This window comes from Paracoccus sp. J39 (genome assembly GCF_000518925.1).
GTDB lineage: Bacteria > Pseudomonadota > Alphaproteobacteria > Rhodobacterales > Rhodobacteraceae > Paracoccus.
Window position 1 is genome coordinate 1 of sequence record NZ_JAEN01000009.1, and the last position, 14,672, is coordinate 14,672.

The 14,672-nt window shown below is 67.2% G+C and carries 13 protein-coding genes, 1 tRNA gene and 1 pseudogene; 12 read left to right on the forward strand and 3 right to left on the reverse strand.

Annotated elements, in window-relative coordinates; genetic code table 11:
• Positions 1-163: 163 nt before the first annotated feature.
• Positions 164-298 (reverse strand): annotated as a pseudogene (locus L632_RS24885) (IS3 family transposase); the annotation flags it as partial.
• Between the two features lie 259 nt (positions 299-557).
• Here L632_RS24885 and coaBC point away from each other — a divergent pair.
• The 10 genes from coaBC (at position 558) to L632_RS0110315 (ending at position 9,257) form a co-directional block, all read left to right on the forward strand.
• Positions 558-1,829 carry a bifunctional phosphopantothenoylcysteine decarboxylase/phosphopantothenate--cysteine ligase CoaBC gene (gene coaBC, locus L632_RS0110270; protein WP_028712393.1) on the forward strand — a complete coding sequence of 424 codons (1,272 nt, stop codon included), beginning with the start codon at positions 558-560 and terminating at the stop codon, positions 1,827-1,829.
• Positions 1,826-2,893 (forward strand): cysteine desulfurase family protein, encoded by a 1,068-nt coding sequence (locus L632_RS0110275; protein ID WP_028712394.1) that lies wholly within the window; start codon positions 1,826-1,828, stop codon positions 2,891-2,893. The genes coaBC and L632_RS0110275 overlap by 4 nt, the downstream gene beginning before the upstream one ends.
• Position 2,894: 1 nt before the next feature.
• Positions 2,895-4,421 carry a Fe-S cluster assembly protein SufB gene (gene sufB / locus L632_RS0110280; protein ID WP_028716760.1) on the forward strand — a complete coding sequence of 509 codons (1,527 nt, stop codon included), beginning with the start codon at positions 2,895-2,897 and terminating at the stop codon, positions 4,419-4,421.
• Positions 4,418-4,729, forward strand: coding sequence for a heavy metal-binding domain-containing protein (locus L632_RS0110285; RefSeq protein ID WP_028712396.1), 312 nt, complete (start codon positions 4,418-4,420; stop codon positions 4,727-4,729). The genes sufB and L632_RS0110285 overlap by 4 nt, the downstream gene beginning before the upstream one ends.
• A 10-nt stretch (positions 4,730-4,739) precedes the next feature.
• On the forward strand, positions 4,740-5,495 hold the full coding sequence (sufC, locus tag L632_RS0110290; protein ID WP_028712397.1) for a Fe-S cluster assembly ATPase SufC: 756 nt from the start codon (positions 4,740-4,742) through the stop codon (positions 5,493-5,495).
• Positions 5,495-6,856 carry a SufD family Fe-S cluster assembly protein gene (locus tag L632_RS0110295; protein ID WP_156933639.1) on the forward strand — a complete coding sequence of 454 codons (1,362 nt, stop codon included), beginning with the start codon at positions 5,495-5,497 and terminating at the stop codon, positions 6,854-6,856. Before sufC ends, L632_RS0110295 begins: the two co-directional genes overlap by 1 nt.
• Positions 6,853-7,341, forward strand: a complete 489-nt coding sequence (locus tag L632_RS0110300; RefSeq protein ID WP_028712399.1) for a hypothetical protein — start codon at positions 6,853-6,855, stop codon at positions 7,339-7,341. Before L632_RS0110295 ends, L632_RS0110300 begins: the two co-directional genes overlap by 4 nt.
• Complete coding sequence (locus L632_RS0110305) at positions 7,338-7,925, forward strand: YIP1 family protein (protein ID WP_028712400.1); 588 nt, start codon at positions 7,338-7,340, stop codon at positions 7,923-7,925. Before L632_RS0110300 ends, L632_RS0110305 begins: the two co-directional genes overlap by 4 nt.
• On the forward strand, positions 7,922-9,133 hold the full coding sequence (locus tag L632_RS0110310) for a cysteine desulfurase (RefSeq protein WP_028716761.1): 1,212 nt from the start codon (positions 7,922-7,924) through the stop codon (positions 9,131-9,133). Before L632_RS0110305 ends, L632_RS0110310 begins: the two co-directional genes overlap by 4 nt.
• 47 nt (positions 9,134-9,180) lie before the next feature.
• Positions 9,181-9,257: transfer RNA gene (locus L632_RS0110315), tRNA-Arg, on the forward strand.
• Between the two features lie 300 nt (positions 9,258-9,557).
• Here the strand turns inward: L632_RS0110315 and purL are convergent.
• Together purL and L632_RS0110330 are read right to left on the reverse strand one after the other, a co-directional pair.
• Positions 9,558-11,729, reverse strand: coding sequence for a phosphoribosylformylglycinamidine synthase subunit PurL (purL, locus tag L632_RS0110320; RefSeq protein ID WP_028712402.1), 2,172 nt, complete (start codon positions 11,727-11,729; stop codon positions 9,558-9,560).
• 341 nt (positions 11,730-12,070) lie between these two features.
• Positions 12,071-12,991, reverse strand: a complete 921-nt coding sequence (locus L632_RS0110330) for a LysR family transcriptional regulator (RefSeq protein WP_028712403.1) — start codon at positions 12,989-12,991, stop codon at positions 12,071-12,073.
• Positions 12,992-13,322: 331 nt separating this feature from the next.
• On the opposite strand from L632_RS0110330, the gene L632_RS0110335 reads away from it, so the two are divergent.
• Complete coding sequence (locus tag L632_RS0110335; protein ID WP_028712404.1) at positions 13,323-14,135, forward strand: glutamate racemase; 813 nt, start codon at positions 13,323-13,325, stop codon at positions 14,133-14,135.
• Positions 14,136-14,153: 18 nt separating this feature from the next.
• Positions 14,154-14,597, forward strand: coding sequence for a cytochrome c maturation protein CcmE (gene ccmE, locus L632_RS0110340; protein WP_028712405.1), 444 nt, complete (start codon positions 14,154-14,156; stop codon positions 14,595-14,597).
• Positions 14,598-14,672 lie beyond the last annotated feature (75 nt).

Consider the following 14,672-nt stretch of genomic DNA (forward strand, 5'->3'; position numbering starts at 1 on the left):
TGGCAGACGAGATGCTGTGGAACATCCTTGTTCTTCCTCGCGCGGAATGCCACGTCTCGGCAACGGTCGCTGCATGTTTTCGCTGTCGAACGTTTGTAGGTGAATAGTTCACCGCATACGGCGCATGGCTTAGTCTTGGATTCCGTGACCTGCCCCTGAACTTTCATCCAGCCGCGACCGGAGCCCGGTTAGTGTTTACGCCAATTGGCGCAGGTTGAGCAATCGCCCGACGCGCGGAGCTTTCATCTCGCGCAGCGGGGCGGGCGATTGCGGCGGTCAGGGTCCGCGCGTAGTCATCGCTGACCGATTTGTCGGGCAGGCCGACGATGCCGAATCCCGGCAGGCCCGGCGAAACCGAGCATTGCACCTCGACCAGCCGCGCCTCGACCCCGTCGAAGGCCACGGTATAGGCAATCGCCGCCATCACCTCTCCCCATGTCACAGGGGCTCTGGTTAACCCGCCGGAGCTTAAAGATTGGTTAACGGGCGCGGCTTGCTTGTTCCGCGGCCCGCTTCGGCCTATGTGCAGGGCGAACGTCACGGCAGAGGAAGCGACCATGCAAGGCAGCCGCATATTGCTGATCGTCGGCGGGGGCATCGCCGCCTTCAAGATCCCCGAGCTGATCCGCATGATCCGGCGCGAGGGGGGCTCGGTCGTGCCGGTGCTGACGCGGGCGGGGGGGCAGTTCGTGACGCCGCTGACCCTGTCGGCGCTGGCCGAGGCGCCCTGCCATACCGAGCTGTTCGACCTGACCCGCGAATCCGAGATGGGCCATATCCAGCTGTCGCGCGCCGCCGATCTGGTGGTGGTGGCGCCGGCGACCGCCGACCTGCTGGCGCGGATGGCGGCGGGGATGGCGGACGACCTGGCCTCGACCCTGCTCTTGGCCACGGACAAGCCGGTGCTGGCGGCGCCGGCGATGAACGTGCGCATGTGGCAGCACCCGGCGACGCAGCGCAACCTGGACCTGCTGGAGAATGACGGCGTCCGGTTTGTCGGCCCGGACGAGGGCGACATGGCCTGCGGCGAATACGGTCCCGGGCGCATGGCCGAGCCCGAGGCGATCCTACAGGCGATCCGCGCGGCGCTGGGGCGCGAGAAGCCGCTGCGCCTGCCGCCCGAGGCGGTGGTCTCGCTGCCCGCGCGGGTGCTGGGCGGGCGGCATGTCATCGTGACCTCGGGCCCGACGCATGAGCCGATCGACCCGGTGCGCTATATCGCCAACCGCTCCAGCGGGGCGCAGGGCGCGGCGATTGCCGCGGCGCTGCGCGACCTGGGCGCGCGGGTCAGCTTCGTTACCGGTCCGGCCGAGGTGCCCCCGCCCGAGGGCGTCGCGGTGATCGCCGTCGAGACGGCGCGCGAGATGCGCGAGGCGGTCGAGGCCGCCTTGCCCGCCGATGCCGCGGTGATGGCCGCTGCCGTGGCCGACTGGCATGTCGCCAATGCCCGGCCGGGCAAGATCAAGAAGGACGGCTCCGGCAGGCTGCCCGAGCTGCAATTCGCCGAGAATCCCGATATCCTGGCCTGGATCAGCCAGCTGGGCCGCGACCGTCCGTCGCTGGTGGTGGGCTTTGCCGCCGAGACCGACGACGTGCTGGACAACGCCGCCCGCAAGCGCAAGCGCAAGGGTTGCGACTGGATCGTTGCCAATGACGTGAGCCCGGCGACCGGGATCATGGGCGGGACCGAGAATGCGGTGACGCTGATCTCCGAGACCGGGGCGGAAAGCTGGCCGCGGCTCTCCAAGGACGAGGTGGCGCACCGGCTGGCCGCGCGCATCGCCGATGCGCTGAACGCCGGGGACGGCATGGCGGAGGGGCATGCATGAACCGGGTCTATCTGGACTGGAACGCCACTGCGCCGCTGCGCCCCGAGGCGCGCGAGGCCATGCTGGCGGCCAGCGAGATCGTCGGCAACCCGTCCTCGGTCCATGCCGAGGGGCGGGCGGCGAAATCGGCGCTGGAACGGGCGCGCGAGGAGATCGCCTCGGCCCTGGGCGCCGAGGGGGCGGATGTGATCTTCACCTCGGGCGCCACCGAGGCGGCGGCGCTGGCGCTGCAGGGCCGCGGGCTGGCCTGTTCGGCGGTGGAACATGCCGCCGTGCTGGCCTGGTGCGACAATTCGCTGCAGACGGAGCCCTCGGGGCGCGTGATCGTCCCCGATCCGGCCCGTGCGGCGCTGCAACTGGCCAATTCCGAAACCGGCGTCATCCAGGACCTGCCCCAGGGGCTGGCGGCCAGCGACCTGACCCAGGCCTTCGGAAAGATTCCCTTCGCCTTCAACTGGCTGGGGATCGAGGCCGGTTTCGTCAGCGCCCACAAGCTTGGCGGTCCGCGCGGCATCGGCGCGCTGGTGGTCCGGCGCGGCACCGAGATCGAGGCCCTTATCCGGGGCGGCGGGCAGGAACAGGGCCGCCGCGCCGGGACCGAGAACCTGATCGGCATCATGGGCTTTGCGGCGGCGGCGAAAGCGGCGCAGAATGATCTGGATCAAGGAATCGGGGAAAAAGTGTCGGAAATCCGCGATTCCCTGATGGCTACTCTGGAATCCGGGGCAGAAATGGTTACATTCCCGGGGCGCGAATCCCGCCGCCTGCCGAATACATTGTCGATCCTGACGCCGGGATGGCGCGGAGAGACGCAGGTGATGCAGATGGACCTCGCCGGATTTGCCGTATCGGCAGGCTCGGCCTGTTCCTCGGGCAAGGTCCGGCCAAGCTCCGTTCTGACGGCCATGGGAATCGCGCCGGAATGGGCGGGCGATGCGATCCGCGTCTCGATCGGTCCGACGACGGACCCTCGGGACGTCGTGCGTTTTGCGGATGCCTGGCTGGCGGCTTATGCGCGCTGGCGGCAAAGGAATGATCAGCGGGCGACCGCGGGAAGGGTGTGAGATGTCTGTTGAGACCGGCGAGGCCATCGAAGTCCGCGAGGGCGTAGACCGCGAGACCGTCGAGACCGTTCAAAGCATGGGGTCCTACAAATACGGCTGGGACACCGAGATCGAGATGGAATATGCCCCCAAGGGCATCAACGAGGACATCGTCCGGCTGATCTCGAAGAAGAACGAGGAGCCGGAATGGATGACCGAGTGGCGGCTGCAGGCCTTTCGCCGCTGGCAGACCATGACCGAGCCGAAATGGGCGATGCTGCATTATCCCGAGATCGCCTATCAGGAGCAGTATTACTACGCCCGCCCGAAAAGCATGGAGGTCAAGCCGAAGTCGCTGGACGAGGTCGATCCCAAGCTGCTGGCCACCTATGAAAAGCTGGGCATCCCGCTGAAGGAGCAGATGATCCTGGCCGGGATCGAGGGCGCCGAGGGCGCGCCGGCCGAAGGGCGCAAGGTCGCGGTGGACGCGGTCTTCGACAGCGTCAGCGTCGGCACCACCTTCAAGGACGAGCTGGCCAAGGCCGGGGTGATCTTCTGCTCGATCAGCGAGGCCATCCGCGAGCATCCCGAACTGGTGAAGAAATACCTGGGCTCGGTCGTGCCGCAATCGGACAATTTCTTCGCCACGCTGAACTCGGCGGTCTTCTCGGACGGCAGCTTCGTCTATGTGCCGCCGGGGGTGCGCTGCCCGATGGAGCTGTCCACCTATTTCCGCATCAATGCCGAGAATACCGGCCAGTTCGAGCGCACGCTGATCATCGCCGACAAGGGCTCTTACGTCAGCTATCTGGAAGGCTGCACCGCGCCCAAGCGCGACGTGGCGCAACTGCACGCGGCGGTGGTCGAGATCGTCGTGCTGGAGGATGCCGAGGTCAAGTATTCGACCGTGCAGAACTGGTTCCCCGGCGACGAGGAAGGCAAGGGCGGCATCTACAACTTCGTCACCAAGCGCGCCGATTGCCGCGAGGCGCGGGCCAAGGTGATGTGGACCCAGGTCGAGACCGGCTCGGCGATCACCTGGAAATACCCGTCCTGCATCCTGCGCGGTGACGAGAGCCAGGGCGAGTTCTATTCCATCGCCATTGCCAACAACCACCAGCAGGCGGATACCGGGACCAAGATGATCCATCTTGGCAAGAATACCCGCTCGCGCATTGTTTCCAAAGGGATTTCCGCCGGGCGGGCGCAGAACACCTATCGCGGCCTCGTGTCGATGCATCCGCGCGCCAAGAACAGCCGCAACTACACGCAATGCGACAGCCTGCTGATCGGCGACACATGCGGCGCCCATACCGTGCCCTATATCGAGGTCAAGAACACCTCCTCGCGCGTCGAGCACGAGGCGACGACCTCGAAGGTGGATGACGACCAGCTCTTCTATTGCCGCCAGCGCGGCATGGACGAGGAGGAGGCGGTCGCCCTGGTGGTGAACGGCTTCTGCCGCGAGGTCTTGCAGGCGCTGCCGATGGAATTCGCCATGGAGGCGCAGTCGCTGGTCGCCATCAGCCTGGAAGGGTCGGTCGGATGATCGTCACCACCACCCCCGGCATCGAGGGCCGCCGCATCAGCGCCTATCACGGCGTGGTGACGGGCGAGACCATTATCGGCGCCAACATCTTCCGCGACATCTTCGCCGGGATCCGCGACATCGTGGGCGGCCGTTCCGGCGCCTATGAATCCGCGCTGGCCTCGGCCCGCGAAACCGCCTTGTCCGAGATGCAGGACCGCGCGACCGCCCTGGGCGGCAATGCGGTGGTCGGCGTCGACCTGGACTATGAAGTCATCAACAACATGCTGATGGTGTCGGCCTCCGGCACCGCCGTGACCGTCGAATAGGAACCGAACCATGCTGGAAATCAAGAATCTGCACGTCAAGCTTGAGGACGAGGACAAGCAGATCCTCAAAGGCGTCGATCTGACCGTCCCGGCTGGCGAGGTCCATGCCATCATGGGGCCGAACGGCTCGGGCAAGTCGACCCTGTCCTATGTGCTTTCGGGCCGCGACGGCTATGAGGTGACCGAGGGCGAGGCGAGCCTGGAGGGCGAGAGCCTGCTGGAGATGGAGCCCGAGGAGCGCGCCGCCGCCGGCCTGTTCCTGGCCTTCCAGTATCCGGTCGAGATCCCCGGCGTCGGCAACATGACCTTCCTGCGCACCGCCGTGAACGCGCAGCGCAAGGCGCGCGGCGAGGAAGAGCTGTCCTCGGCCGAGTTCCTGAAGCTGATCCGCGAAAAGGCCCGCACCCTGAAGATCGACGCCGAGATGCTGAAGCGCCCGGTCAATGTCGGCTTCTCGGGCGGCGAGAAGAAACGCAACGAGATCCTGCAAATGGCCATGCTGGAGCCGCGCATGTGCATCCTGGACGAGACCGATTCCGGCCTCGACGTCGATGCGATGCGGCTGGTGGCCGAGGGGGTGAACGCGCTGCGCTCGCCCGACCGGGCCTTCCTGGTGATCACGCATTACCAGCGGCTGCTGGACCATATCCGGCCGGACGTGGTGCATATCATGGCCGACGGCCGCATCGTGCGCACTGGCGGGCCCGAACTGGCGCTGCAGGTCGAGCAGCACGGCTACGGCGATCTTCTGGCGGAGGTCGGGTAATGGCGGACACGGCTGTTCTTGCCGCGCAGGTTCCCGCGGTCGAGGGCAAGGCCCGTCCCGGCGACACCACCCTGGCGGCGCGCCTGGACGCGCTGGACCTGCCGCGCGGCGGCTTTACCCGTCCGGCGCGCGAGGATGCGGCGCAGCGGCTGCAGGCCATGGGCCTGCCCGGCGCGCGCGACGAATACTGGCGCTATACCGATCCGGCAGCTTTCAACGCCGCCCGGCCGCAGCCGGTCGATCTGGCTGCCGATACCAGCACCCTGTTCACCGGCATTGACCGGCTGAACATCGTCTTCGTGGACGGGCGCCTCGATGCCGCCGCCTCGGATGCGCTGGAAGCCGAGGGGGTCGAGATCGAAAGCCTCGCCGCCGCCGAGGCGCGGGCGGATCACTGGGCCGCCGGGCTCTATGGCCGGCTGGAAGCCGCCGGGCAGGTGCCGGTCAAGCGTCCCTTCGCGGCGCTGAATACGCTGGCCGCCGCCGAGGGCGTGCTGATCCGCGTCACCGGCAAGCCGGACCGGCCGGTGCACATCACCTATCGCCGCTCGGCCGCCGATGCGGACGTCCATCTGCATCACGTCGTCAAGCTTGAAGAGGGGGCCGAGCTGACGCTGCTGGAAACCGGCTCGATCGGCGCGCGCTCGAACGTGGTGATCGAGGCCGATCTGGGCCAGGGCGCGCGCTTCCACCACATCAGCGCCAAGCGCGCCAACGATCCCAAGCTGGGGCTGGGCCATATCTTTGCCCGCGTCGCCGCCGAGGCGCTGTTCAAGTCCTTCACCTTGACGGTCAACGGGCTGATGATGCGCAACGAGGCGGTGATCGACATTGCCGGCGACGATGCGGTGGCGCATATCGCCGCGGCGGTGCTGGGTGACGGCGACATCGGCCGCTTCCACCACGACGACACCGTCTTCATCACCCATGCCGCCGAGCGTTGCGAAAGCCGGCAGGTGTTCAAGAAGGTGCTGAAGAACGGCGCCGAGGGCGTGTTCCAGGGCAAGATCCTGGTCAAGCCCGGCGCGCAGAAGACCGACGGCTACCAGATCAGCCAGGGGCTGCTGCTGGACGAGGGCAGCCAGTTCCTCGCCAAGCCCGAGCTGGAAATCTATGCCGACGACGTGAAATGCTCGCATGGCTCGACCACCGGGGCGCTGGACGAGACGGCGCTGTTCTACCTGCGCTCGCGCGGGGTGCCGAAGGAACGCGCCATCGTGCTCTTGGTGCTGTCCTTCCTGGCCGATGCGCTGGACGAGATCGAGGACCAGCGGCTGCGCGACGACATCCTCGGCCGGCTGGAAGACTGGCTGACGGCGCGCGCGGGCAATCCGGGCAAGGCCGGTTCGGGCGGGGCATGAGCCGGGCCGGCATCGTCCCGCGCATTCTGGAAAGCTGGTGGGCGCCGGGCAGGGTGGTCAGATCCCTGCGCGGCATGCCCGACCGGGCGCTGATCGTCGTGCTGATGGCGGCGATGCTGGTGTTTCTGGTCGCGCAGGCCCCGGGCCATGCCCGGGATGCGCAGCTCATGCCCGAGGTGCCCTTGGGCGCGCGCATGGGCGGGGCGCTGCTGGCGGTGATGTTCATGATGCCGCTGCTGGCCTATGCGGTGGCGGCGCTGGTCTCGGGCCTGTCGCGGCTGACGCCCTGGCCGGTGGCGCCGCTGGATTCGCGCCTGGCGCTGTTCTGGGCGCTGCTGGCGGTGGCGCCGGCGATGCTGCTGGTGGGGCTGACCGCCGGCTTGGTCGGCCCCGGTCCGGCGCTTGGCCTGACGCGGGCGGTGGCGGGTCTGGGCTTTCTCGTGATATGGGGCGCGGGACTGCGCGCATTGGCGGGGAACAGATGAAACTGGGCGATCTTGGCGACCTGACGGTCCTGACCCTGCGGGACCCGGAGGCAGCCGTCCGCGTGCTGCGCGAGCTGGACTTGCCGATGGTGGCGCGCTGGATGGTGCTGCTGCTGGCGGTGACGCTCTCCACGCTGCTTGCTGCGCTGTCGCTGCTGCTGTTCCCGGTCGAGGTGGACAACCCCGTCTCGCGCATGCTTTCCGAACCGATGACGCTGGCCGGCATCCAGCTGGGCGCCATGGTGCTGTCGGCCCTGTTCGTTGCGCAGATCGGGCGGCTGTTCGGCGGCCATGGCACCTTTCCCGACGCCCTGCTGATCGTCGGCTGGGTCGAGCTGATGCTGGTCGGGCTGCAGGCTGTGCAGGTGGTGATGATGGCGCTGTTTCCTGCCACGGCCACGCTGCTCTCCATGCTGGCCTTTGGCCTTTTCCTTTATCTTGCCGTGACCATGACCAAGGCGTTGCACGGCTTCACCAGCACCGGCAAGGTGGTGGTGGGCCTGATCGGCAGCGTCTTCCTGCTTGGCTTCGTGCTGTCGCTGATCGCGGCGGCATTCGGCATCGTCCCCGAGGTGACACCATGAGCTTCGACGTCGAAAAGGTCCGCACCGATTTCCCGATCCTGTCGCGGCAGGTGAACGGCCGGCCTCTGGTCTATCTGGACAATGGCGCTTCGGCGCAGAAGCCGCGCGCGGTGATCGATGCCATCACCCGCGCCTATGAGGCGGAATATGCCAATGTCCATCGCGGGCTGCATTTCCTGTCCAATCTCGCGACCGAGAACTATGAGCGCGTGCGCGCCATCATCGCCCGCTTCCTGAACGCCCCGCGCGAGGACGAGGTGATCTTCACCTCTGGCGCGACCGAGGGCATCAACCTCGTCTCCTATGGCTGGGCCGCGCCGCGCCTGCAGGCGGGCGACGAGATCGTGCTGTCGGTGCTGGAGCATCACGCCAATATCGTGCCCTGGCATTTCCTGCGCGAGCGCCAGGGCGTCCAGCTGAAATGGGTCGAGCCCGAGCCCGACGGCAGCCTGCCGCCCGAGAAGGTGCTGGCGGCGGTGGGGCCGCGGACAAGGCTGATCGCCGTCACCCATATGTCGAACGTGACCGGCACCGTGGTCGATATCGGCGCCATCGCGCGCGGCACCTCGGTGCCGGTTCTGGCCGACGGCAGCCAGGCCGCCGTGCACATGCCGGTGGACCTGTCCGCGCTCGGCGTCGATTTCTACTGCATCACCGGGCACAAGCTCTATGGTCCCTCGGGGTCGGGCGCGATCTGGATCCGGGCCGAACGGCAGGCCGAGATGCGGCCCTTCATGGGCGGCGGCGACATGATCCGCACCGTCACCCGCGACAGCGTCGATTATGCCGACCCGCCGCTGCGCTTCGAGGCCGGCACGCCCGGCATCGCCAACCAGATCGGGCTGGGCGCGGCGCTGGAATACCTGATGGCGCTTGGCATGGAGAACATCGCCGCGCATGAACGCGACCTGCGCGACTATGCCCGCGACCGGCTGCGCAGCCTGAACTGGCTGTCGGTGCAGGGCGACGCGGCCGAGAAGGGCGCGATCTTCTCGATGACCATGCAGGGCGCGCATGCGCATGACATCTCGACCATCCTCGACAAGCGCGGCATCGCCGTGCGGGCGGGGACGCATTGCGCCATGCCGCTCTTGGATTATTTCGGCGTCACGGCCACGGCGCGCGCCAGCTTCGCCATGTACAACACCCGCGCCGAGGTCGATGCGCTGATCGACGGATTGACCTTCTGCCGCGAGCTTTTCGCCTGAACCCCATTGCAGAGCCGCGCGTTTGCGGGTAATCAACGGGGGCTCGCGGTCCCATAGCTCAGCTGGATAGAGCGCTACCCTCCGAAGGTAGAGGCCACACGTTCGAATCGTGTTGGGACCGCCATTTTCCCCTTCATCCGCCCTGCCGCCGCGTTTCCTGATCCGGCGCTGCGATGGAAAGAAGCCCCGCTCATGGCAGGAGCGGGGCTTGCGTTCGCTGCGGATCTCGGGAGGAAAAATTCCGCAGCCTCTGGGTGACTGATCCGGGGACCGGCCTGTGCAGCCTATCTGGGGGCGGCCGCGGCAAAGGGGAATGCGGGATCACCCGTGACGCGGCGTCATCCGTGGGGTTTGCCTTGGGCGCGTGAAAAACCCGGCCATCGCGGAGGCGACAGCCGGGCGCAAAGGAAGACCCAGGACAGGGTCAGGCGAGTTCCAGGTTCAGCCGCTTCTCGAAGGCGCCGCGATAAAGCTGCGACAGTTCGGCCAGCGGCGCGGCGTCGCCGCCAAGCGAGACCCGGTCGGCGCCGAAGCGGCCGACGCGCGCCAGCGGCACGCCTGCCGTCTGGGCCGCCGCGATCAGTTGCGCGGCATTCTCCTCGCTGCAGGCGACCAGATAGCGGGCCTGATCCTCGCCGAAAAGCTGGGCGATATCGGCGCTGTCCAGCGTGACGCCCAGGCCCGCCGCCTCGGCCAGCTCGAAGGCGGCCAGCGCCAGCCCGCCATCCGACAGGTCGGTCGCGGCCGAGACCAGCTTGCCATGGGCGCGCAGGAACTCGCCGTTGCGCCGCTCGGCGGCCAGGTCCACATGCGGCGCGTCGCCCGCCTCGATGCCGAAGGCTTCGGCGGCCAGCGCCGACTGGCCAAGATGGCCGCGGGTCTCGCCTATGACCAGCGCGATGTCGCCCTCGGCCGGCAGGCCGGCGATCAGATCGTCCAGGTCGGCGATCAGCCCGACGCCGCCGATGGTGGGCGTGGGCAGGATGCCCTTGCCGTCGGTCTCGTTGTAAAGCGAGACGTTGCCCGAGACGATGGGGAAGTCCAGCGCCGCGCAGGCCTCGCCGATGCCCTTGATGGCGCCGACGAGCTGGCCCATGATCTCGGGCTTCTCAGGATTGCCGAAGTTCAGGTTGTCGGTGGTGGCCAGCGGCAGGGCGCCGCAGGCGGTCAGGTTGCGATAGGCCTCGGCCACCGCCTGCTTGCCGCCCTCATAGGGGTTGGCCTTGACATAGCGCGGCGTCACGTCGCTGGTGAAGGCCAGCGCCTTGCGGGTGCCGTGCACGCGCACCACGCCGGCGCCGAGGCCGGGGCGGCGGATGGTGTCGGCGCCGACCTGGGTGTCGTATTGCTCCCACACCCAGCCCTTGTGGGCGTAGCTGGGGCTGCCGATCAGCGATTTCAGCGCAGCGATGGGGGTGATGGCGGGCAGGGCGGACATCTCGCCCGCTGCCGGGGTCTCGATCCAGGGACGGTCGTATTCCGGCGCGCTGGAGCTGAGCTTGGACAGCGGCAGGTCGGCTTTGACCTCGTTGCCGTGGACGATCAGGAAACGGTCCTCGGCGATGGTCTCGCCGACGATGGCGAAGTCCAGATCCCATTTCTCGAAGATCGCCCGCGCCTCGGCCTCCTTCTCGGGCTTCAGCACCATGAGCATGCGTTCCTGCGACTCGGACAGCATCATCTCATAGGCGGTCATGTTGGTTTCGCGCTGCGGCACGGCGTCGAGCACCAGCTTGATGCCCAGGCCGCCCTTGTCGCCCATCTCGACCGCCGAGCAGGTAAGGCCCGCCGCACCCATGTCCTGGATCGAGATCACGCTGTCGGTCTGCATCAGCTCCAGGCAGGCCTCCAGCAGGCATTTCTCGGTGAAGGGGTCGCCGACCTGCACGGTGGGGCGCTTTTCCTCGATGGTGTCGTCGAACTCGGCCGAGGCCATGGTCGCGCCGCCGACGCCGTCGCGCCCGGTCTTGGCGCCCAGATAGACCACCGGCATGCCGACGCCCGAGGCGGCGGAATAGAAGATCTTGTCGCTGTCCGCGAGGCCCGCCGCAAAGGCGTTCACCAGGCAGTTGCCGTCATAGCTGCGGTGGAAGCGCACCTCGCCGCCGACGTTCGGCACGCCGAAGGCATTGCCATAGGCGCCGATGCCCTCGACCACGCCCTTGACCAGATGCGCGGTCTTGGGATGCTCGGGCCGGCCGAAGGACAGCGCGTCCATGGCGGCGATGGGGCGGGCGCCCATGGTGAAGACGTCGCGCAGGATGCCGCCGACGCCGGTCGCGGCGCCCTGGTGCGGCTCGATATAAGAGGGGTGGTTGTGGCTCTCCATCTTGAAGACCACGGCCTGGCCGTCGCCGATATCCACGACGCCGGCGTTCTCGCCCGGGCCGCAGATCACCTGCGGGCCCTTGGTCGGCAGGGTGCGCAGCCATTTCTTCGAGGACTTGTAGGAGCAATGCTCGTTCCACATCGCCGAGAAGATGCCGAGTTCGGTGAAGCTCGGCTCGCGACCGATGATCTCGAGGATGCGCTGGTATTCGTCGGGCTTGAGCCCGTGCGCGGCGATCAGTTCCTCGGTGATCTGCGGTTCGTTCATGTCTGGCGCCCTTTTCCCCGGTTTCCCGGGCCTTTTAAGCGCAGGCGGGGCTTTAGGAAAGGGGCCGCGCGCGGCCCGGCGCGGCGGCGATCCGAAACGGTTCTGCCGCGCCGCGGCGAAGGCGCGGCCGGCGGGCAAAAAAAAAGCCGGGCATGAAGCCCGGCTCAAGTCCAACAGGGAGGTTGAAGGTGATGAGAATTGCTTCAAATCATCCCCTTCGAGATCGGAAATATGTGCAGTCGGCGAACGGTTCAAGGATGATTTCCGCATTGCGGCACATGGCCGATATGCATTCTGCGAATGCCTCGGGCAGAACGGCCGGGCAACTGCCCGTTTGCCGCTCATCCGAGGGGGCGGTCGCCGGCCTGTTCCTCGGTCTGCTGCCTGCGCAGCGACTGGATTTCCTCCAGCACGAAATCGCGGAAGGCCGCGACCCGGCGCGAGGCGCGCAGTTCTTCCGGGAAAGCCAGAAAGACCGGCACCTCGCCGGATTCGATATCCGGCAAGACGCGGGTAAGGTTGGGAAAATCGGCGCTGAGGTAATCCGGCAGCACGCCGATGCCGACGTGGTTCAGCACCGCCTGCAGCACGCCGAAATAGTTGTTCACCATCAGCGTCGATTTCATGGTCCGCGCCAGCAACATCTGCGACAGCACGGCGCCCGAGCTGACCTGCGGCGTCTGCGGGCTCTGGCAGATCAGCCGGTGCGGCGCCAGATCCTCGAGCGTGTGGGGCACGCCGGCCTTTTCCAGATATTCAGGTGTGGCGTAAAGCCGCATGCGGATATTGAGCAGGCGGCGCCGGATCAGGTCCTGCTGGTTCGGCTCTTTCATGCGGATGGCGACATCGGCCTCGCGCATGGGCAGGTCGAGGACGCGCTCTTCCAGCATCAGGTCGATCTTGAGGTCCGGATAGCGGTCATAGAGCTTGGCCAGGCGCGGCACCAGCCACATGGTGCCGAAGCCGGTGGTCGTGGTGACCTTGAGCTCGCCGAAGACGTTCTCCTCGCTGTCGCGGATGCGGGCAGCGGTGGTGTCGAGCTTGCGGACCATGGACGAGGTCGCCTCGAACAGCAGTTCGCCCTGTTCGGTCAGGATCAGTCCCCGGGCATGGCGGTGGAAAAGCGTGGTGCCCAGCGAATCCTCCAGCGCGCGGATCTGGCGGCTGACGGCGGATTGGGACAGGTGCAGAACATCGCCCGCGTGGGTCAGGCTGCCCGCGTCGGCGACGGCGTGAAATATTCTTAACTTATCCCAATCCATAACAGTGCTTTCTTGCGGCATCAGCCATGCAATCCGTGCAACCCTTACCACAGAAGGTTAGCGGAACAAGCCTGCAAAACGCCCGGAAAACCCTTTATCCGTCAGTGTTGCTGACGCACACTGCCCGCCGAACCGCCATCCGCCCGGAAAGGGCCGGACAAGCGTGCAGAATACCGCCCGCGGGGTCCGATTCTCCGCCGGGCGCCGTCACGGGCTTTTGAACGCCGGCGGCATCGGGATGGGCCGCCGCGGGCCCTGGCCGCATGACATAAATCATGGCGTTCCCTCGCCTTGCGTCCTAAAAAGGCGCGTCGCGAGCAGGAGGCTAGTCATGGCGGTAGGGGTTTTCGATTCGGGTCTGGGCGGGCTGACGGTTCTGGCCGCGATTGCCGCCCGCATGCCGGACCTGCCCTTGGCCTATCTGGGCGACAACAAGCACACGCCCTATGGGGTGCGCGACGCCGAGGATATCTTCGACCTGACCTGCGCCGGGGTCGAACGGCTTTGGGACGAAGGCTGCGACCTGGTGATCCTGGCCTGCAACACCGCCTCGGCCGCGGCGCTGCGGCGCATGCAGGAGACCTGGCTGCCCGAGGGCAAGCGCGTGCTGGGGGTCTTCGTGCCGATGATCGAGGCGCTGACCGAGCGGCGCTGGGGCGACAACTCGCCGCCGCGCGAGGTGGCGGTCAAGCATGTGGCGCTGTTCGCCACCCCGGCCACCGTCGCCAGCCGTGCCTTCCAGCGCGAACTGGCCTTCCGCGCCATCGGCGTCGATGTCGAGGCCCAGCCCTGCGGCGGCGTGGTCGACGCGATCGAGATGGGCGACGAGATCCTGGCAGAGGCGCTGGTGACCAGCCATGTCGAGGCGCTGCTGCGCCGCATGCCGCATCCCGAGGCGGCGATCCTGGGCTGCACGCATTACCCGCTGGTGCAGGCCGCCTTCCAGAAGGCGCTGGGGCCGCAGGTCAAGGTCTATTCCCAGCCCGATCTTGTCGCCGAAAGCCTTGAGGACTACCTGAAGCGCCATCCGGAGATGCTGGGCAGCGGCACCGTCTCGCGCTTCCTGACCACCGGCGATGCCGAGCGCGTGTCGGGCAAGGCCACGCAATTCCTCCGCCATCCGATCAGGTTCGAAAGCGCCTGAAACTGGAAAGCTTGAACAATGAAATCACTGAAGAAAAAGCGCCGCATCCAGATCATTGTCGCCGCCGCCCTGGCGCTGGTGCTGGCGGTCGGGCTGATCGGCTACGGGTTTCGCGACGGCATCAACCTGTATCGTTCGCCCAGCCAGATGGCTGAAAGCCCCCCCGAGGCCGGCGAGGTCTTTCGTCTGGGCGGGCTGGTCGAGGACGGCAGCCTGATCCGCGGCGCCAGCGAGACGGTGAGCTTCCGCGTCACCGACGGCGGCGCCTCGATCCCGGTGCGCTTTACCGGCGTGCTGCCCGACCTGTTCGCCGAAGGTCAGGGCATGATCGGCACCGGCCGGATGGAGGGCGACACCTTCGTCGCCACCGAGATCCTGGCCAAGCATGACGAGAACTACATGCCGCGCGAGGTCATCGACTCGCTCAAGGAGCAGGGCGTCTACGAGGACCCGAACTCCTGACGCAACGCGCGCCCGGTTAACAGGGCGTTAACCGCACTCCCCCAGCCTTGGCCCCATTTCCGCAAGTGGGGGCTG

Bases quoted from the DNA above. Each gene is read 5' to 3' on its own strand.
- coaBC (WP_028712393.1), top strand. From the start codon at position 558: ATGCAAGGCAGCCGCATATTGCTGATCGTCGGCGGGGGCATCGCCGCC.
- L632_RS0110275 (WP_028712394.1), top strand. From the start codon at position 1,826: ATGAACCGGGTCTATCTGGACTGGAACGCCACTGCGCCGCTGCGCCCC.
- sufB (WP_028716760.1), top strand. From the start codon at position 2,895: ATGTCTGTTGAGACCGGCGAGGCCATCGAAGTCCGCGAGGGCGTAGAC.
- L632_RS0110285 (WP_028712396.1), top strand. From the start codon at position 4,418: ATGATCGTCACCACCACCCCCGGCATCGAGGGCCGCCGCATCAGCGCC.
- sufC (WP_028712397.1), top strand. From the start codon at position 4,740: ATGCTGGAAATCAAGAATCTGCACGTCAAGCTTGAGGACGAGGACAAG.
- L632_RS0110295 (WP_156933639.1), top strand. From the start codon at position 5,495: ATGGCGGACACGGCTGTTCTTGCCGCGCAGGTTCCCGCGGTCGAGGGC.
- L632_RS0110300 (WP_028712399.1), top strand. From the start codon at position 6,853: ATGAGCCGGGCCGGCATCGTCCCGCGCATTCTGGAAAGCTGGTGGGCG.
- L632_RS0110305 (WP_028712400.1), top strand. From the start codon at position 7,338: ATGAAACTGGGCGATCTTGGCGACCTGACGGTCCTGACCCTGCGGGAC.
- L632_RS0110310 (WP_028716761.1), top strand. From the start codon at position 7,922: ATGAGCTTCGACGTCGAAAAGGTCCGCACCGATTTCCCGATCCTGTCG.
- purL (WP_028712402.1), bottom strand. From the start codon at position 11,729: ATGAACGAACCGCAGATCACCGAGGAACTGATCGCCGCGCACGGGCTC.
- L632_RS0110330 (WP_028712403.1), bottom strand. From the start codon at position 12,991: ATGGATTGGGATAAGTTAAGAATATTTCACGCCGTCGCCGACGCGGGC.
- L632_RS0110335 (WP_028712404.1), top strand. From the start codon at position 13,323: ATGGCGGTAGGGGTTTTCGATTCGGGTCTGGGCGGGCTGACGGTTCTG.
- ccmE (WP_028712405.1), top strand. From the start codon at position 14,154: ATGAAATCACTGAAGAAAAAGCGCCGCATCCAGATCATTGTCGCCGCC.